Genomic DNA, 17,140 nt, shown 5'->3' with positions numbered 1-17,140 from the left:
ATTCAATAACCTCACCTGAATCCTTGCTTATGAGTGTATCAGTACTCAGGCCTGTAATCGGGTAGCTGCATTGTGGCTCACCCTGTTATATATATGATCGCTAACCTAAACATCCAACTATGCTCCGGCAAAAAATCTGCAACGGTATCGGTACACTTGCGTGCCTGCTCCTTTCTTTTCTCGTTAACATGGTCCAGGCGCAGTACAGCTTTTCTTCGAGTGGTTTGAAATTAGTGAACGGGGCCACCGTGTTCAATCCGACTTCCCTCCAATTTGGTCCGGACGGTCGGCTGTATATCGCAGAGCAGGCGGGTTTTATCCGGGTCCATACCATCCGGCGCAACGGCCCCAATGATTATTCGACCACCGCTTTCGAAACAATCTCGCTCATCAATTCCATTCCGAATCATAACGACGACGGAACGGTGAATGCCGCCGAAACCCACCGGCAGATCACCGGCATACTCGTGAAAGGAACAGCAGCGAACCCCGTGATCTACGTAAGCTCCAGCGACTACCGCGCCGCCACCGGCGCCGGCCTCGAAACCAACCTGGATACAAACTCCGGGATACTGTCGATGCTCACCTGGAACGGCAGCGCCTGGGTCAAGATCGACCTCGTGCGCGGCCTGCCCCGCTCGGAGGAATACCACTCCGTGAACGGCATGCAACTCGATGACCAGACGAACACCCTTTTTCTCGCCGTGGGCGGATTCACCAATGCGGGCTCACCCTCCACCAACTTCAATTACACCAACGAATATGCGCTGGCAGCTGCTGTTCTTTCCATCAAACTGAACACCATCATGGCGATGCCCACCAAAGGCAGTGGAAACAATACGTATAAATACGATCTCCCGACGCTCGACGATCCCACCCGGCCCAACAACCCCGACGGCAGTGATCCCAACGATCCCTTTGGTGGCAATGACGGCCTCAACCAGGCCATGCTCGTGGCAGGCGGGCCGGTTCAGATTTATTCGTCGGGTTACCGCAATGCCTACGACCTCGTGCTGACGAAGGCGCGCCGGCTCTATACGATCGACAACGGCGCCAACCAGGGCTGGGGCGGCTATCCGGCCGGCGAGGGCACCGCCAATGTGACCAACAATTACGTTCCCGGCGAGCCCGGCTCCACAGGCCCCACGGCCACCGAGGGCCAGGTGAACAACCTTGACAACTTTCACTACATCGGAAACATCGACACCTACGTTCCCGGCAGTTTTTACGGCGGGCATCCCTGCCCGATCCGCGCCAATCCCGCCGGCGCCGGCCTGTATACCCATAATGGGACTACCGGCGTATTCCGCAACAGCACTTCTGGTCCGAACCCGCTGCCGGCCAACTGGCCGCCGGTGCCCGTAAGCATGGCCGACCCGCGCCAGGGCGATTTTAAAATGCCGGGCACGGAAGACGGCGCGCCGCTGACCTTCACCTCATCCACCAACGGGATTACGGAATACACCGCCTCCAATTTCAACGGTGCGCTCAAGGGCTGTTTGCTGGCCGCGGAATACAACGGCGCTATCGCGGTCATCAAGCTGACCGCCGACGGCACCGGCGTGACCAATGCCCGCGACCCATTGACGAAGCTGAACCAGGAGCCCGACTTCGCCTCCAACTTCGGCGCCACACCCATTGACCTGGTGGCCCAGGGCGACAACGACCCCTTTCCCGGCACCGTTTGGGCACTGACCTACGGCGCCGACGCAGTCACCATCTTTGAGCCGCAATCGATCGGCACCTGCACCGGCGCCAACAATACAACCGACGAGGACGGCGATGGCTATACCAATGCCGACGAGATCGCCAACGGCACCAACCCCTGCTCGGGCGCCAGCAAGCCCGCCGACTTTGACGGCGATCATATCTCGGACCTCAATGATCCGGACGATGACAACGACGGGATCAACGACAAGACCGACGCTTTCGCCATCGATGCCTCCAACGGCAGTACCCGCACGTTGCCCGTGAACTACGATCTCTTCAACAACGACCCCGGCACGGGCTTCTTCGGCGTGGGCTTCACCGGCCTCATGAGCAACCACGACAGCGATTACCAGAAGCTGTATAACAACGACAACCTGATCGCCGGCGGTGCTATCGGTGCCTTCTCCGTGGTGGACGTGCCGGCGGGCGACGCGCTCGGTTCCCTGAATACCCAACAATACGGGTTCCAGTTCGGCGTCAAAACGAACGGCGCGGCCTTCACGTTCCGCTCTTCGATGACCGGGCCCTTCTTCAATAACCAAACGCCGCAGGGAGCACAATCGCAGGGCATCTTCCTGGGCAACGGCGACCAGGACAACTACCTCAAGATCGTGCTGAATGCCAACGGCGGCGCGGGTGGTATCCAGGTGGTATACGAAAATGCCGGGGTCGTTACCAGCTCCCAGTACGCGATCTCCGGCGGCATTCCCGGGACCAACCTGGAGCTGCTGCTCAAATACGACCCGGCTACCGGCAGTGTGCAGCCGGCATACGCGTCCAACCGTGGCACAGCCATCAACGTAGGTGCACCCATTCCGATGAGCGGGGCCGTACTGAATGCGCTGAGGGGAACCACGATCCTGGCAGTAGGCATTATTTCAACCTCCAGCGGAGGACCGGCGTTTACCGCTACCTGGGATAATCTCTACGTCACTACCGACCAGGCTGCTTCTACACCGCTGTACCGTATTAATGCGGGTGGGCCCTCCGTGACCAACAGCATGGGCGTCTTCGCTGCGGACAATCGCTTTTCGCCGGCGCCCGGCAACACGCACAGTGTTACCACTGCCATCAACGGCACCACCGACGACGCGATCTACCAGACCGAGCGCTGGGGCAATTCCTTTTCCTATGCCCTGCCGGTCAGCAACGGCCAATACAAAGTAGTGCTGCATTTTGCCGAGATCTACTGGACCGCCGCCAACAGCCGCGTGTTCGACGTAAGCATCGAAGGGGTGAAGAAGCTGGACAACTACGACATCTTCGCCAAGGTAGGTGCCTTCACGGCCACCACCGAAACCTTCGTGGTCAATGTAACCGATGGTACCCTGAACATCGCCTTTAGTTCGCTGACGGCGGTGGGTGGAAAGGACAACGCTAAAGTGTCCGCTATCGAGGTGCTCAGCAACAGCACGGCACCGCCTGCGAACCAGCCGCCGGTGGCCAACGCGGGCGCCGATGTAACGATTACCCTGCCCACCAGCTCCACGGCGCTCAACGGCTCGGGCACCGACGCCGACGGTACGGTGACCGGCTACAGCTGGACCCAGGTGAGCGGCCCCAACGCCGCCACGTTTAGCAATGCAACAGCGGCCAGTCCCACGGTGAGCGGGTTGGTGCAGGGCAGCTACGTGTTTGCACTCGTGGTGACCGACAACAACGGGGCTCCGAGCAGCGCGGCAGACCCGGTGACCGTACAAGTGAATGGTGCCGCAACCAACTCGGTCTTCTACCGTATTAATGCGGGTGGCCCTTCGTTGACCAACAGCATCGGCACCTTTGCCGCCGACAACAGCTTTGCGCCGTCGCCGGGCAACACCTTCAGCGTTGCAACCGCTATCGGGGGCACTACCGATGATGCCCTCTACCAGAGCGAACGCTGGGGCAACTCGTTTGGCTATGCCCTGCCTGTATCCAACGGCACCTACAAAGTGGTGCTGCACTTTGCCGAGATCTATTGGACTTCCGCCAACAACCGCGTGTTTGATGTCATGATCGAAGGGGTGAAGCGGCTCGACAACTACGACATCTTTGCCAAAGCAGGCGCCTTTACCGCCACTACCGAAACCTTTGTGGTGACGGTCACCGATGGCACGCTCAACATCGACTTCAGCTCGCTCACGGCAGTCGGTGGTAAGGATAATGCGAAAGTGTCCGCGATCGAGGTGCTCAGCAACAGCACGGGCACCAACACGCCTCCCGTCGCTAATGCGGGCGCCGATAAGACGATCACGCTGCCCGCCAGTTCCACCACGCTCAATGGGTCGGGCACCGATGGCGACGGCACCGTTGCCGGCTACACCTGGAGCCAGGTGAGCGGTCCCAATACGGCCAGTTTCAGCAGCAAGACCCTGGCAGCACCCACGGTGAGCGGGCTGGTGCAAGGCACTTATGTGTTCGCCCTGGTGGTGACCGACAACGGTGGTGCCAGCAGCACACCCGACCAGGTGACTGTGTTTGTCAACGCTGCCTCCCCGGGACAAGCGGTGACCTCTTTTACCCTGATCAACGCCAGCAACGAACAGGCGATCCAGGATCTGACCAACGAGACGACGATCAACCTGGCCACGTTGCCCAGCCGGAGCCTGAATATCCGGGCCAACACCTCGCCGGGTACGGTTGGCAGCGTCGTTTTTTCGCTGAGCGGATCCCAAACGCGCAATGTCTCCGAGTCGGGGGCACCTTATGCGCTCTTCGGCGACAATGCGGGCAACTACAACGCCTGGACGCCGGCGCCCGGTTCCTACACACTACTGGCAACGCCGTTCACGGGCCCGGGCGGCTCGGGTACGGGCGGCGCGGCGCTCACCCTGAACTTCTCTGTAGTGGACCAGGCAACAACGGCTACCGGGCGTAGTACAGACGATGAAGCCGGCAAGGCCGCAGTGCGCGCCAACGAACTGCAGCTGCAGCTCTACCCGAACCCGTCCCGTACGCGGCGCGTGTTTGTGCAATTTTCCGAACCGCTGCAGGGTGAACTCTCGTACGCCCTCTATACCGGCACTGGCGATAGGATGCTGGTGGAGAAACAGGTGTTATCCAACGCGACCTCGCTGCTGGAGCTGGACTTCAGCCGGTATCACCTGGCCAACGGGGCCTACTACCTGAAGCTGACAACGGGCGGGCGGCAGAAAACGGTGCAGCTGTGGTTGTCAGGGCGATGAAGACCTGCCTTTTTGCGGCCCCTTCAGACGCAACATCATGAATGCCAACTTTCAAATCCACGACTTACGCACGCTTCGCTTCGGGCGCCGCCTCATCGACCTGCACCGCAACTTCCACTTCCGGGGTTTCAACTACGACCTGCAACAGGCACGGGTAAAATTGTACTGGGTGAAGGGCGGCGGCAACTGGATCGCCGCCGAGGAGCTCGGGGCCTTTACGCTGCTGCACGAAAACGTGACCTACTTCCAGGTGCTGCTGCTGGCGGCAGCGACGATGGATGCGGATATCCGGACGCTTTCCGAAGTGACCTTTTTCCCGTCGGCTGAGCGCGACGCGCACGGGCAATTCATCCACCAGGCGGCGCCCGGCCCTTACGACGACATCATTTACTCCTTTGTCGGCGGGCCGGTCATCCGCATCGGCTGCGCACAGGTGTTGCTGCTGAAATGAGAGCCGCGCTTCTGTTTTTTGCCGTACTTTTTCCGAAAGGAAGCAGCCAATATGCGAAAAGTGATCGCCGCGATAAATATGACGCTGGACGGATTTTGCGACCACAGCGCCGTCGACCCGGACGAAGAGATTCATCAACACTACAGCAACCTGTTGACGGATGCGGGCGTGCTGCTCTACGGAAGGATCACCTACCAGCTGATGGAATACTGGCGAACGGTGCTGGCACAGCCAACGGGCCAGCGCGCCCTTGACGAATTTGCGCAGGCCATCGACAACGTGCCGAAGCTGGTTTTCTCCCGCACGCTGCACGAAGTGGATTGGGACAGCGCCCGACTGGCGACCCGGGGCCTTGAAGAAGAAGTGTTGGCGCTCCGGCAGCAGGCTGGAAAAGACATCTTTGTCGGCAGCCCGGGCCTCATCGTCGCCCTGACCCGGCTGGGCCTCATCGACCAATACCAGATCTGCGTGCACCCCGTGATCGCCGGCGGCGGGTTGCCGCTGTTTCACCAACTGGACAAGCGCATTGCGCTGAACCGCACGGCGACGAAAAGCTTTTCTTCCGGCGCCATCATCCTGTATTACGAGCCGGTAGCTTCCCGACCGCGACGGCGCATGGCGAGCGACGCGGGTTGTTAGCGCTTACGCCGTCAATCTTCTTCTCCGGAAATCGAGAAAACCGAGCGCGAGGAACAGCAGCGCATAGGCCGCCGACATCCAGGCTGCCTGGTCCAGCTTCGGCTGCAGCTTCGCGAGGTAGGGGAACACCTGGAAACAGTAGGGGAAGAAGTCCACGAGGGAGGACTTGAACTCGAGGGTCAGCATCATCCCGGTGATCCAGAGCGTGAGGCCGATGGCGATCGGCACGATGAAGTTGCGGAAGCGCAGGCCAAGCCAGAACTGGAAGGCGCAGAGCGCCAGCATCGTTACGTACGCATTGGCGCTGTCGGTCAGCAGTTTCATCGCATCGAAAGGCTGGCTGAGCAGGTGGCGCGACGGGTCGTTGAGGTGCATCACCACGATCACCACCGACAGGTATACAAGGTTGGCTGCAAGGAACAGGAGGAGGAGCCGGTTGATGTTGAGAAACTTGGCGAGAAACACGGCCCCTTTCGTTTGCGGCGCGGCGAACACCTGCTTCCAGGTATTATTACGGTATTCGATCTGCGGCAGCAGCGTACAAATGAGGATCACGAACAGCGGAAAGAACACGAGGCCCGCCCGCTCCATGCCGAGGTCGTACACCGCGTTGAGCGAGCCTTTGTGCACCGCGTCAACGTCGCCGCCGCCGGTAAGTACGTTGAGCAGGAAGATGAGCGGCACGGGTGCGGCGCCCGCCAGCGTGAAATAAAACGAAGCGGTTCGTTTGGTTTTGAGTGTTTCGGCGCGCAGCGCGGTCAGCAGTTTCATGAGTGGGCGGTTGTGAGGTCGATGAAAAGTTGTTCGAGGTCGCTGCCCTTCGGGTGCAGCAGGTACACGTCGAGGCCGTGGCCCGTGAGGTGGCGGTTGATGGCGGCCACCTGGCCCTCGTTGTGAAAGGCGACGCTCACGCCTTCGGCGCTCAGCTCGGGGGCGTGCTCCTGCAACAGCCGGCAGGCGACCTCGTTATCGGAGGTGCGGAGGTGCAGGCGGGAGCCGCGCTGCTGGAACCCGTGCAGCTCGGCAAGCGGGCCCTGGAACAGCATCCGGCCTTTATAGATGATACCCACGTGGCTCACCATCTTCTCGATCTCGCCCAGCAGGTGGCTGGAGAGAAGGATCGTCATGCCGTGCCCGGCGTTGAGCTTTTTGATCAGCGCGCGGAGCTCGATGATGCCGGCGGGGTCAAGGCCGTTGGCGGGTTCGTCGAGGATCAGGAGTTCCGGGTTGGGCAGCAGGGCCAGCGCGATGGAGAGTCGCTGCTTCATGCCGAGCGAGAAGCGTTTCGCCGTCTTTTTGCCGGTGTCGGCTAGGCCGACGATGTCGAGCACTTCCTCCACGCGAGCCTTCGGGACGCCATATGTTTCGCGGTATACATCGAGGTTTTCGCGGGCACTGAGGTGGCCGTACAGCGAAGGGCTTTCGATGAGCGAGCCGATGCGGCCGAGGATCGCTTCGCGCGCCGCGTGCAGGGGCTGGCCAAAGATTTCGATGTCGCCCTTCTGGTTGTTGAGGAGGCCAAGAAGGAGCGACAGGGTGGTGGTCTTGCCCGAGCCGTTGGGGCCCAGGAAGCCATAGATGCTGCCGCGCTCTACGCGGAGGCTGATGTCGTGCAGGGTTTGCACACCCCGGGCATAGTGGTACGAGAGCCCGGAGGTCCGGATGATGGGATCCATGTAGGGAGTTTTAGTGGTGCTGTGCCCGGCCGTGAGGCATTCAAAGCGGCGGTACACTCCCAAGCTAATTACTATGCTAAGCAAGGTACATTGTTTAAGCATGGACGGTGAAATGCCGGGATCGCTGGTAGCGGCCAAAGCCGTGATTGGTCCGCTTGCGTTGGGCTTTTTCGCGATATGGCCCCGTCACAAATGACGTAGCCGCCAAGTAAAGTCCGGGTACCAGCAAGACGGCGATCCGTCCTGAAGGGACAGAATATCGGTAGCCGGCAGGCGCAACCTGCCGGTAATCGGCCGGGATGCGAAATTCGTCCGCCCGGCTGCGCCGGACGTTATACAGATGGCGCCCCTCCAGGGCGCCGCGCACCCGCTTTCGACTCCTTCCGGCGGGCTTTGCCCGCCGGCTACCGGGATGGCACCGCTTCGCGGCGCTGGCGTTCCTAACGTAGACAGCCGCTTAGGTCCATCGGAGCAATCGGAGCCGGTAATCTGCAAAACCTGGAACCCTGCGCTGCTTCCCCTCCAGTGGCATCGTGTGTTTTATCCTGTACATCATTTTGGACAAGCCCTTCGCGCGCAGGGGCCGGGTGGAGGCGCTGTCCATCGGCTTCCTGCTCGCCTGCGCCTTCCCGGTAACGGCCTTCGCGGGCGGGGCCGACCTGGTGGGGACAAGGGCCGGGGTTTATGCGTTGTTTTGCTCCTTCGCCCTCTCCATCGCAACGTATTATTGGTTCAATGCGGAACGACGCCCGCGGACGTTGCGCCATGGCTGATCGTGCGCCAAAGCACAAAGTGTTCTACTTTAGTCCCCGCGTCGACGTGAAATGCGGATCGTTCCGTCGGCACCTCCTTACTAATCCAACTCATGAAAAGTATCGTCCTCTTATTTGTTTCTCTCTTCCTCTGCGGACCGCTCTTGGCGCAAAAGGTACCGCCCCTTCCTGCAGAAGGCGCCACGCTGGCCGACTTTATCCCGAAAGGCTGGCACCTGCTGGATTCGGCAATGGGTGAGATCAACAGGGACGGGCGGAAGGATGCCGTGCTCGCCCTGGAAGCGAACAGGGTTTCCCTGCACCGCTATGGGCCGTCGGCCATCGATACGTTTTCGGCGAAGGCGCGCGTGCTCCTCGTCTTGCTGAGCAACGCCAAGGGCAAGCTCGCCGTTCATTATGCTTCCGACAAGTTCATCCCTTATCGCCTGGGCACCTGGGAGCCGCTGAATGGGGCGTCCATTCCGCGGCCGGGGATCCTAACGCTGTCGTTTGCGCACCAGTACCCGCGCGACTCCGAGTACGGTGAGCACGTGGATTACACCTTTCGCTTCGAGGACGGCGCACTGGTGCTGATTGGGGCAGACTACGAGGCCAATGTCGGGAGGAGTTGGGAATACGAATCGTACAGTTACAACTTTCTCACGGGCAAGCGCAGCAAGGTCGTGGGCGATGAAGAGAACAACACTTCCGGTAAGCCGACGTGGCGTTCGTTCAAAAAGCGACGGCTGCTGCTGGCCACGATGAAAGGTCCTTTCACCACCGAAATGGCGGACGATCAAATTGCCTTGTAACCATAAACACGCCTGGCACTTCAACGATGAAAACAGTGAATAGGAAATGCAAATTCGTTATCCTGGCCCTCCTGGCAGCAACGGCAGCATCCGGACAAAAGCCTGTTCCTAAGCCTGCTGAGGAGCCCCCGGTGACCCGCTTCAGGGCCGAACTGGTGGCCGCCCGCGAGAACCCGGCGGCGATTGAGTTTTCGGTCGACACGTTTCGGCTGGAGCTGGCCTACCGGAAGGTGGTGGAAAAGGCGAAGTCCGATTTCGATATGAGCGAAGCCACCGATGCATTGGCCCACGGCTATGACAGCCTGATGAACAAATACTACAGGAAGCTGGCAGCTGTGCTCCAGGGAAGTGACAAGCAAACGCTGGTAGCTGCGCAAAAAGCCTGGCTCGCCTTCCGGGATGCGGAAGGCAAGCTTTCGAGAACGGTCAGTCAATCCGAATATTCCGGCGGCGGAACGATGCAAGGCCTTGTTGAATCCCAGGAATACCTGCTGCTCGTCCGAAGCCGGACCACGGCACTTTTTGATCACTACGCGCGGGCAACCCAGTCGTATTGATCGCTGAAAGGAACTTTGAAGACCGCTTTCCGTCCGTTCCAACCCGTCGTTCGTGGATTTGCCCGCAATCGCTTTAATTTGTTGCCGATGTTAGCGGTCATCCGCCGGCGTGTGCTGGCGGCCGTTGCCAGCACCAACCCGACACAATAAACTAAGAACCCATGCGAAAAATAATCTCCTTCGTGCACGTATCGCTCGACGGCTTCGTGGCCGGACCGGCCGGGGAAATGAACTGGATCAAAGTGGACGAAGAGCTCTTTGACCACGTAGGCAAGCGGATCCAGCAAACCGACGCCGCCCTGTACGGGCGCGTCACTTACCAGATGATGGAATCCTACTGGCCCGATGCCGGCAAGGAACCCGGCGCGAGCAAGCACGACCGCGACCACTCCGCCTGGTACAACGGGGCGCACAAGTTTGTGATGTCCCGCACGATGAAAGGCACCGAGCTGCCCAACACGACCGTCATCAGCGACAACCTCGCCGAGCAGGTCAATGCCCTCCGGCAGGGCGACGGCAGCGAGATCCTGCTGTTCGGCAGCCCCACGGCCACGCATGCCCTGATGGAGCAGGGCCTCATCGACGGCTACTGGCTGTTTGTGAACCCGGTGATCCTGGGACAAGGCATCCCGCTGTTTGCCGGTATCCCGGGCAAGACCGCCTTGAAGCTGCAAAGCACGCAGCCCTTCAAAAACGGGGTGACCGAACTCAATTACACGGTGGAGCGCTCGTAGCACCGGCGATGGCCGGGAGCATTCACGGAAGGGGCCGCACGGGGGCAGACTTGTTGTTCTGACCGGTGCGGCTTATCTTTCGGGAACAACCAACCGCACGTCCCGCCATGAACAGAGCCAACGCCCTCCTGCTGCTCCTGCTCTCGTTTTTTACAGTAGCGGCTTCCGCACAGGAAGACGCCGTTACGAAAACCACCGACTCCATCGTAGCCGAAGGCCGGCGCCTGTACCGCCGCGAGATGGCTTCCTGGTACGGTACCGACCTGTTCCTGGAAGCATACACGAACCGCGAGAACATCGGCGGCTATTTTTCGTATACCGACGGGGCGCTGGCGCGCTGCGTCTTCTTTTCGCGCGCCGCACAACCCTCCGTGATCGGCAGCATCACGTTCGACAGTACCTACAACACCCGCACGGCGAAGGTGGACCTGGCCGAACGCCCCTTCAGCAGCGAGGAGCGGGCGCTCCATGACATCCGGCAGGCCACGCTGGACCTGATGCAGTCCGACACGCTGTTTCAATCGTATTCCAACAGCAGCTTCAACCTCATTCCGCTCATCGACGGCGTCGACCGCAAGGTGTATGTGCTCACCGGTCCGAAGAGGGAAGGCCTGGTGGTCTTCGGCAACGACTACCTCGTAAGCTTCGATGGCAACAACGCCGTCACCGGCAAGCGGCGCCTGCACCGCCACCGACGTGTGCACGCTGATGCTGTACGGCCGCTTTACGAAGTGGAAGCAGCACAGCGTGGTTTCGAAGAACTACCTGAACATCTGGAACGTGCAGACCAACGAGCTCTTCGTGATGACGATGGAAGCGCTGGATCGCATCAACGAAGACCAGAAGAAGCGCCACCCGAAACATTGATGCCCGTGAACGTGAGTGGCAGGCGTGTTTCGTTTCACGCAGAGGGCCGGGAGCGATTCACGGAGCGCACAAAGAGCATTTGAGCTACCCACAAACACGCGAGGTGAACGAAATATCTGAACCGTCGTTTCCTACGCGCTTGCGAGAGACGCCGCAAGCGGCTGAGCGGGAACCACACTTCGTAGGAAATACGCAACGTCAAACACACATAAGGAACGGCAGCTTTCCTCAGCCGCCTGCGGCGTCTCTCGTACCCTCGGGTTTAGGGATGCTCAAATCAATAGGACCGCTTAAGTGAATTGTTGGTAGCGAACCTGGCACTCCGTGTCCTCCGTGAAACGCTCTCGCTTCTCTGCGAGAAAAAACCTTTTCCAATGCTTCTGCAACGCACAAAAAAAGGATGCCGTCACTCGGAAGAGGCTCGGGTGCTTTCGTTAGGCACTACTTCAGGGACGGTGCCAACCAGGTGAATCCCCTAATTTTAGCGGAACCCCCAGCAAAGAATCATCATGAAAAGTAGCCTGCTGCAGATGCACAACATGGGCATCGTTGTTGCGTCGCTCGACGACGCCGTTTCGTTTTTCACGGAGATCGGCCTGGCCCTCGAAGGCCGTATGCGCGTGGAAGGCCCCTGGGCCGGCCGCGTGACGGGCCTCGGCGATCAATCGGTGGAGATCGCCATGATGGTGACCCCCGACGGGCAGAGCCGCCTCGAGCTGTCGCAGTTTCTGACACCCGCCCCCATTGCCGATCATCGCACCGCTCCCGTGAATGCGCTGGGCTACCTGCGGGTGATGTTCCGCGTAAGCCACCTCGACGAGCTGCTGGAGCGCCTCGCGCGGCGCGGCGCTGAGGTGGTAGGCGAAGTGGTGCAGTACGAGAACGTATATCGCCTGTGCTACATCCGCGGGGTGGAAGGCCTGCTGATCGGGCTGGCGGAGGCGATCGGCGGGGCAGCAGAGGGAGAAGTGGAACCGCAGAGGGCGGGATAGAGCGGGAGTGCGCGTCGTGAACGGCGCAGCAGCCGGTCAGTGCCCAAGCGTTTGATTTTTCGTCTTCTTAGTGCGCACCGGCGCGACCGAAGGTCATACGAAAAGGCCGCTCCAACCGGGGCGGCCTTTTTGATATCGTCGCTTCGCGCAACTACAAACTACAAACTACAAACTACAAACCACAAACTACAAACTGCTCTCCGTCTCCGGTTTACGATGCACCGGGTTTCTACGGATGACGCGGGCTTCGTTGTAGTCGCGGGCGAGGTCGGGGTACTTGCTGCGGAGGCCGCGGATGACAGGATCGATCTTCTCGGCCAGCAGCTTGTTCACCTCGGTGAAGCCGGTGGAGAGGTCGCGGGTGTTGCCCTTGCCGTCGGTGATGGCCACGGTGGGCGCCTGGGCCTGTTCTTCGTAGCGGCCCTTGTTGGCCTCGAGGTTGGCGATGGCGTCGTCGCTGAGGCCGTAGTCGGCCAGCTCGGTGCTATAGCGGCGGGCGGCGGCGAGGTAGCGTTCGGCGAGTCCGGGCAGCTCGCCGTCGCGCACGCGGGTGTAATAGGAGTCGGGGCGGTCGGTAAGTGCGCGGAGTTCGTGGTTGTCGGTGTCGTTGGCGAATCCCAAGAGCACGTTGCCCACTTCCTGCAGGGCCGTCGTGAGCAGTCCGGCCGCGCCGCCTTTGCTGTCGGTGGCGCCTTCGGAGCCGGTAAAGCGGGCGTCGCGGGTGCGGGACAAATTCGCCTTGATCTGCCGCATGCGGCCGAAGTGGCGCCGCAGGGCGGGGACGGAGTTGATGGTGCTTTCGTGGCGCAGGGCAATGCTGTCGACGCGCTCCAGCATGTTGTACTGGGATTCCTGCTTTTTGGTAAAGGCTTTTGCTTTTGCCATGTTGAAAAAGGATTTAGTGAGTTAAGAAATAAAACCTTGTTTCCAATGGGTGCGGTGGTGCCTTTCGCAGGTGGTTTAGTAGGTAGCGCGTCCCTACCGGAAGCGCTACAGTAAGGTAGTGACAAATTTTCGGTTGCGCAAAACCGGTTGCGTTCCCGGAGGCTCTGTTAACCGTTTTTCGGGGTCTAAGCTCTTGACAATCAAGAGGCTAAAAAATGAAAAATTTACCCGTTGCAACCCCACTTTATGACACGGTGACAACGATTTATGACAGGGAAGCAGGTGCAGGTGCCGTTGCAAAGTCGTTTTACCCCGTTGTAGGTGCGTCGTGCCCGGTTGCAGGATGGACGGATGCCTTTGCAAGTACGCTTTATGCGTTTGCGGGCCGGTTTTATGCCATTGTAGCAGTCGATTGGGCATTCGCGAACTGCTCAAAGGCCTTTGCAGGTGTGACGAATGGCCCTGCGGGCCGGGCGGATGCTTTCCGGGCTGGGGCGGATGCTTTCCGGGCTGGGGCGGATGCTTTCCGGACCGGGCCGGATGCGATTGCGGGGTTGTTGCATGCGTTTGCAGGCGGGCCCCATTCTGTTGCAGGCGTGTTCCGTTTCATTGCGGGGAAGGAGAGCGGGTTCGTGGATGGAATGTGGGTAGGTGTGATTGGCGCGATAGTAAGTGTGAACGAGGCGCTCGGAGAAGTGTAGTAGTTGTGGGGCTTTGCGGGTCGGAGGAAGATGTCGCAATTGCAGGAGGGCGTGAGGGCCACGATGCAGCCGGTGTTTGAGTGCCTAGCTACATTATATGCCGGCAAAACAGTTTATATTATTATCTTTCTTCCCTAAGGCTGCCACCGCGGAAAGTCCTGGCTGTTGTGCACCATCAAAACCAACTTTATGAAGCATGTGACTTTGGCTGTATTGGGCTTATTTATTTTCTTTACGGTTCGCTCGCAACAACTGACACTAAAGGAACTGGTTCAGATCAGGACGAGCGAAATGGTTACGCTCAACAAATTTTTTGTTAGTAAAGAGTGGGAGTTCATTGAAGCGAAGAAGTCAAAGCCCATTACGGTATTCGGGTATTTCGGTAAAGACCGGAGCCAAGGCCCGATATCGCTAGTCGGATTCGGTACGGAGTCTCATTTGTCCGAAAGGGCCGTTACTTTTTTCACTATGGATAAGCCCTATTTCCTGATGCTTTTGAAGCAACTACAGGCAAGCCCAGGAGGGATTGTCAAAACGGTCACTAAGGGTACTAAAACGATCGATTTTTATGTAGTAAACAATTCAGTAGTCGGCAATAAGAGAAATCAAGAGCAACAGCCGGATAGGTATACGTTTGAAATTTACTCGATGGCCGACTTTAAATCGTTGTTTGAGAAGCTATAGTCTTGTAATGACATTCAAGTTTAGTCCGTCGCATAGCTAATGACGTTGCACTAGGTCTTCGAACATACTAAAGACCTAACTTTCCTCTCGGTCACAGCGCAAAGCCTTGGTCGTTGTATGCAATTGCCAGAGCATCATTCATTCCAAAACCAAACCACATATTATGGGACAATATACTGACCTGCTTTACAGTGCTAACATCAATTCAATTGCCTCGACTGTAAAGTCCATATTGCAACCTCTAAAGAGTTTCGGATTCACTCCGACAAATGACCCGGATGAGATTTTCGGATCTTTTTCCATTCTACTTGGACAGCGGGCGCAAGCTGCAATGTTTGGAGGCGTTACAAAGGGAAATTATCTGCTAGATACAGGTGTTAATGTATATAATGCGATGTACGAAGAGTGTTTTGTTACACAGACGCAATCATACAAATTGGACTTGCCGTTATTTGTATTCACTGCAATGTATTTAGAATCACATAATAAAAGGGACAGTCTAAAAGTGGCAGATTCTAATCTGAAACAAGAATTTTTTGAATGTATTTACGATACATGCCATAATAGCTATCCCCAACAATGCAAGTTTGACCGTTATCGTTCTGTCGAAGTGCTGGAAACGTTTCTTTTATTCCTTTCAAAGAAGTTCGGAAATTGAAATAGTCTTACAATTCACAAAGACATATGACATCGGTTTTCCTGCTTTTCATTCTTGTCAAAAGGGACAACTTCTTTTACAGCATCCTTCCTGACGGCTAACAATATTGAACTACGTCGATTTATATAACCGTCTTTAACTGATTTGCTTAACGCTGATTACTGAAGTTTCTCCTCGTTATCATTCTGTTTTTGGGTCGAGCTGGCCATGCGCAGGTGATTGATTTCTCCCGGGCGGAAATTGACTCGGCGCGTGAAGTTCATTGGGAACCTATGGTGCGGGCCGAAAAAAAGGTAGTGGTGGCTAAATTGGGTATCGACACGCAAGGGTTTACCGTACAGTTTTCTAAATTTCGATGGGATAGCGGGTCTTCAACGCTCATGGTAGAAGGCACAGTCTACTTCGCGGCCAGTAAGCTTTCAGACGATCAAAGGTTAGGAGGCGCTTAGCTATCGGTCGGGACAGTTCAAGCCGGCAGGGTGCATTTAATTCAGAAGATTGGTGTTTCCGCGCTCAGTGGGCCTGAAGAAGGGATATTCAAGGCAGTGGTCCGGTTAAGAAAGGGAGAACAATTGATCTTGACGGTCGCTGATTCCTATTTCCTTCAATCCTATGATCCGCGGAAATTAACGCGAAAAGCTTCAACGCATTAAAGGGCCGCTCCATCCGGAGCGGCCCTTTTGTTTTATCAATCACATCAGACATCAGACATCCGACATCAGCGATCTTCCTACCATCCATCTCCATCCAGCATATTCCCTAATCCACCCAACACGCCTCCTTCTTCTTTCCGTCCGCCCACGGAGCCGAACTGCAGGATGCGGCTGGCCAGGCGGGAGATGGGCAGCGATTGGATCCAGACCGTGCCCGGGCCGCTGAGGGTGGCGAAGAAGAGGCCTTCGCCGCCGAAGATGGTATTCTTGATGCCGCCTACGAACTGGATGTCGTAGTGGCAGGAGGGGGTGAAGGCTACGATACAGCCGGTGTCGATCTTGAGGGTTTCGCCGGGATTGAGGTGGCGCTCCAGGATGTGGCCGCCCGCGTGCACGAAGGCCATGCCGTCGCCCTCGAGCTTTTGCATGATGAAGCCCTCGCCGCCGAAGAGGCCGGTGCCGAGCTTGCGCTGGAACTCGATGCCCACGCTCACGCCGCGGGCGGCGCAGAGAAAGGCGTCCTTCTGGCAGATCATCTTGCCGCCGAGGCGGAGCAGGTCGAGCGGGATGATCTTGCCGGGATAGGGCGAGGCGAAGTACACCTTGCGCTTGCCGTGGCTGTTGATGTTGGTGTACGCGGTCATGAAGAGGCTCTCGCCCGTGAGCAGGCGCTTGCCCGCCGAGAACAATTTGCCCATGAGGCCCTGGCTCTGGGCGCGGCCGTCGCCGAAGATGGTCTCCATCTGGATGCCGTCGTCCATCATCATAAAGGCGCCGGCTTCGGCCACCGCCGTTTCGTTCGGGTCGAGCTCGATCTCGACGCATTGCATTTCTTCACCGATGATCCGGTAGTCGATTTCGTGGGAAGTCATGTGGGAAAGTTTATAGTTTATAGTTTATAGTTTCCGGTTTCTGGTTTCCGGTTGGCCCCTTGTGTCCGTCATTGCGAGCGAAGCGAAGCAATCTGTTTCACGACCAGTCCGCGGCCAAGGGGCAGCGGAGCCGGCGAGGGTAGGCTTGCCCGCCCGGCTGACGCCAGTCGGACGGGCTTCGTCAGCCGGCGCTTCACGCCGTCCTCCTCGCAATGACGGGACGGTATGGGGCGCTTCACGCCTCACGCCTCACGCTTCACGCTTCACGCCTCACGCCTCACGCCTCACGCCTCACGCCTCACGCCTCACGCCTCACGCCTCACGCCTCACGCC

General features: G+C 58.3%; 16 protein-coding genes. 12 read left to right on the top strand and 4 right to left on the bottom strand.

Features of this window, described 5'->3' with window-relative positions; genetic code table 11:
• Positions 1–119: 119 nt before the first annotated feature.
• The 3 genes from E0486_RS15480 to E0486_RS15470 are packed head-to-tail and all read left to right on the top strand — an operon-like array spanning position 120 to position 5,964.
• Positions 120–4,874 carry a malectin domain-containing carbohydrate-binding protein gene (locus E0486_RS15480; protein WP_131853410.1) on the top strand — a complete coding sequence of 1,585 codons (4,755 nt, stop codon included), beginning with the start codon at positions 120–122 and terminating at the stop codon, positions 4,872–4,874.
• Positions 4,875–4,911: 37 nt separating this feature from the next.
• The gene (locus tag E0486_RS15475) at positions 4,912–5,325 is read left to right on the top strand and encodes a hypothetical protein (protein ID WP_131853408.1); all 414 of its coding nucleotides are present in this window, start codon (positions 4,912–4,914) and stop codon (positions 5,323–5,325) included.
• A gap of 51 nt (positions 5,326–5,376) precedes the next feature.
• Entirely contained in the window at positions 5,377–5,964 is a 588-nt protein-coding gene (locus tag E0486_RS15470) for a dihydrofolate reductase family protein (protein ID WP_131853406.1), read from the top strand.
• 3 nt (positions 5,965–5,967) lie between these two features.
• On the opposite strand, the gene E0486_RS15465 is transcribed toward E0486_RS15470, so the two are convergent.
• Both E0486_RS15465 and E0486_RS15460 read right to left on the bottom strand, forming a co-directional pair.
• Positions 5,968–6,735, bottom strand: coding sequence for an ABC transporter permease (locus tag E0486_RS15465; protein WP_131853404.1), 768 nt, complete (start codon positions 6,733–6,735; stop codon positions 5,968–5,970).
• Positions 6,732–7,640, bottom strand: coding sequence for an ABC transporter ATP-binding protein (locus E0486_RS15460; protein WP_131853403.1), 909 nt, complete (start codon positions 7,638–7,640; stop codon positions 6,732–6,734). Before E0486_RS15460 ends, E0486_RS15465 begins: the two co-directional genes overlap by 4 nt.
• 557 nt (positions 7,641–8,197) lie before the next feature.
• Between E0486_RS15460 and E0486_RS15455 the strand changes: the two genes are divergently transcribed.
• The 6 genes from E0486_RS15455 (at position 8,198) to E0486_RS15430 (ending at position 12,354) form a co-directional block, all read left to right on the top strand.
• Positions 8,198–8,413: a hypothetical protein gene (locus E0486_RS15455; RefSeq protein WP_131853401.1), complete on the top strand. Its 216-nt coding sequence runs from the start codon at positions 8,198–8,200 to the stop codon at positions 8,411–8,413.
• A 92-nt stretch (positions 8,414–8,505) separates the two neighbouring features.
• A complete protein-coding gene (locus tag E0486_RS15450; RefSeq protein ID WP_131853400.1) occupies positions 8,506–9,204 on the top strand; it encodes a hypothetical protein in 699 nt (232 codons plus the stop codon).
• Positions 9,205–9,335: 131 nt separating this feature from the next.
• Positions 9,336–9,761, top strand: a complete 426-nt coding sequence (locus E0486_RS15445; RefSeq protein WP_165917365.1) for a lysozyme inhibitor LprI family protein — start codon at positions 9,336–9,338, stop codon at positions 9,759–9,761.
• Between the two features lie 161 nt (positions 9,762–9,922).
• Positions 9,923–10,495 (top strand): dihydrofolate reductase family protein, encoded by a 573-nt coding sequence (locus tag E0486_RS15440; RefSeq protein ID WP_131853396.1) that lies wholly within the window; start codon positions 9,923–9,925, stop codon positions 10,493–10,495.
• A gap of 107 nt (positions 10,496–10,602) precedes the next feature.
• Positions 10,603–11,445, top strand: coding sequence for a hypothetical protein (locus E0486_RS15435; RefSeq protein WP_131853394.1), 843 nt, complete (start codon positions 10,603–10,605; stop codon positions 11,443–11,445).
• A gap of 426 nt (positions 11,446–11,871) precedes the next feature.
• Positions 11,872–12,354, top strand: coding sequence for a VOC family protein (locus tag E0486_RS15430; RefSeq protein WP_243697461.1), 483 nt, complete (start codon positions 11,872–11,874; stop codon positions 12,352–12,354).
• 186 nt (positions 12,355–12,540) lie between these two features.
• On the opposite strand, the gene E0486_RS15425 is transcribed toward E0486_RS15430, so the two are convergent.
• On the bottom strand, positions 12,541–13,239 hold the full coding sequence (locus E0486_RS15425; RefSeq protein ID WP_131853390.1) for a hypothetical protein: 699 nt from the start codon (positions 13,237–13,239) through the stop codon (positions 12,541–12,543).
• A 215-nt stretch (positions 13,240–13,454) separates the two neighbouring features.
• On the opposite strand from E0486_RS15425, the gene E0486_RS18985 reads away from it, so the two are divergent.
• From E0486_RS18985 to E0486_RS15410, 3 genes are all read left to right on the top strand, one after another.
• The gene (locus E0486_RS18985; RefSeq protein WP_165917364.1) at positions 13,455–13,940 is read left to right on the top strand and encodes a hypothetical protein; all 486 of its coding nucleotides are present in this window, start codon (positions 13,455–13,457) and stop codon (positions 13,938–13,940) included.
• A 189-nt stretch (positions 13,941–14,129) separates the two neighbouring features.
• The gene (locus E0486_RS15415; RefSeq protein ID WP_131853388.1) at positions 14,130–14,624 is read left to right on the top strand and encodes a hypothetical protein; all 495 of its coding nucleotides are present in this window, start codon (positions 14,130–14,132) and stop codon (positions 14,622–14,624) included.
• Between the two features lie 163 nt (positions 14,625–14,787).
• Positions 14,788–15,282, top strand: a complete 495-nt coding sequence (locus E0486_RS15410; RefSeq protein WP_131853386.1) for a hypothetical protein — start codon at positions 14,788–14,790, stop codon at positions 15,280–15,282.
• Positions 15,283–16,012: 730 nt separating this feature from the next.
• Here the strand turns inward: E0486_RS15410 and E0486_RS15405 are convergent.
• Positions 16,013–16,807, bottom strand: a complete 795-nt coding sequence (locus E0486_RS15405; protein ID WP_131853384.1) for a TIGR00266 family protein — start codon at positions 16,805–16,807, stop codon at positions 16,013–16,015.
• Positions 16,808–17,140 lie beyond the last annotated feature (333 nt).

The sequence above is a fragment of the Flaviaesturariibacter aridisoli genome, assembly GCF_004343705.1.
In the GTDB taxonomy this organism is placed as follows: Bacteria; Bacteroidota; Bacteroidia; order Chitinophagales; family Chitinophagaceae; genus Flavisolibacter; species Flavisolibacter aridisoli.
This window is presented reverse-complemented; position numbering and strand designations above follow the sequence as displayed.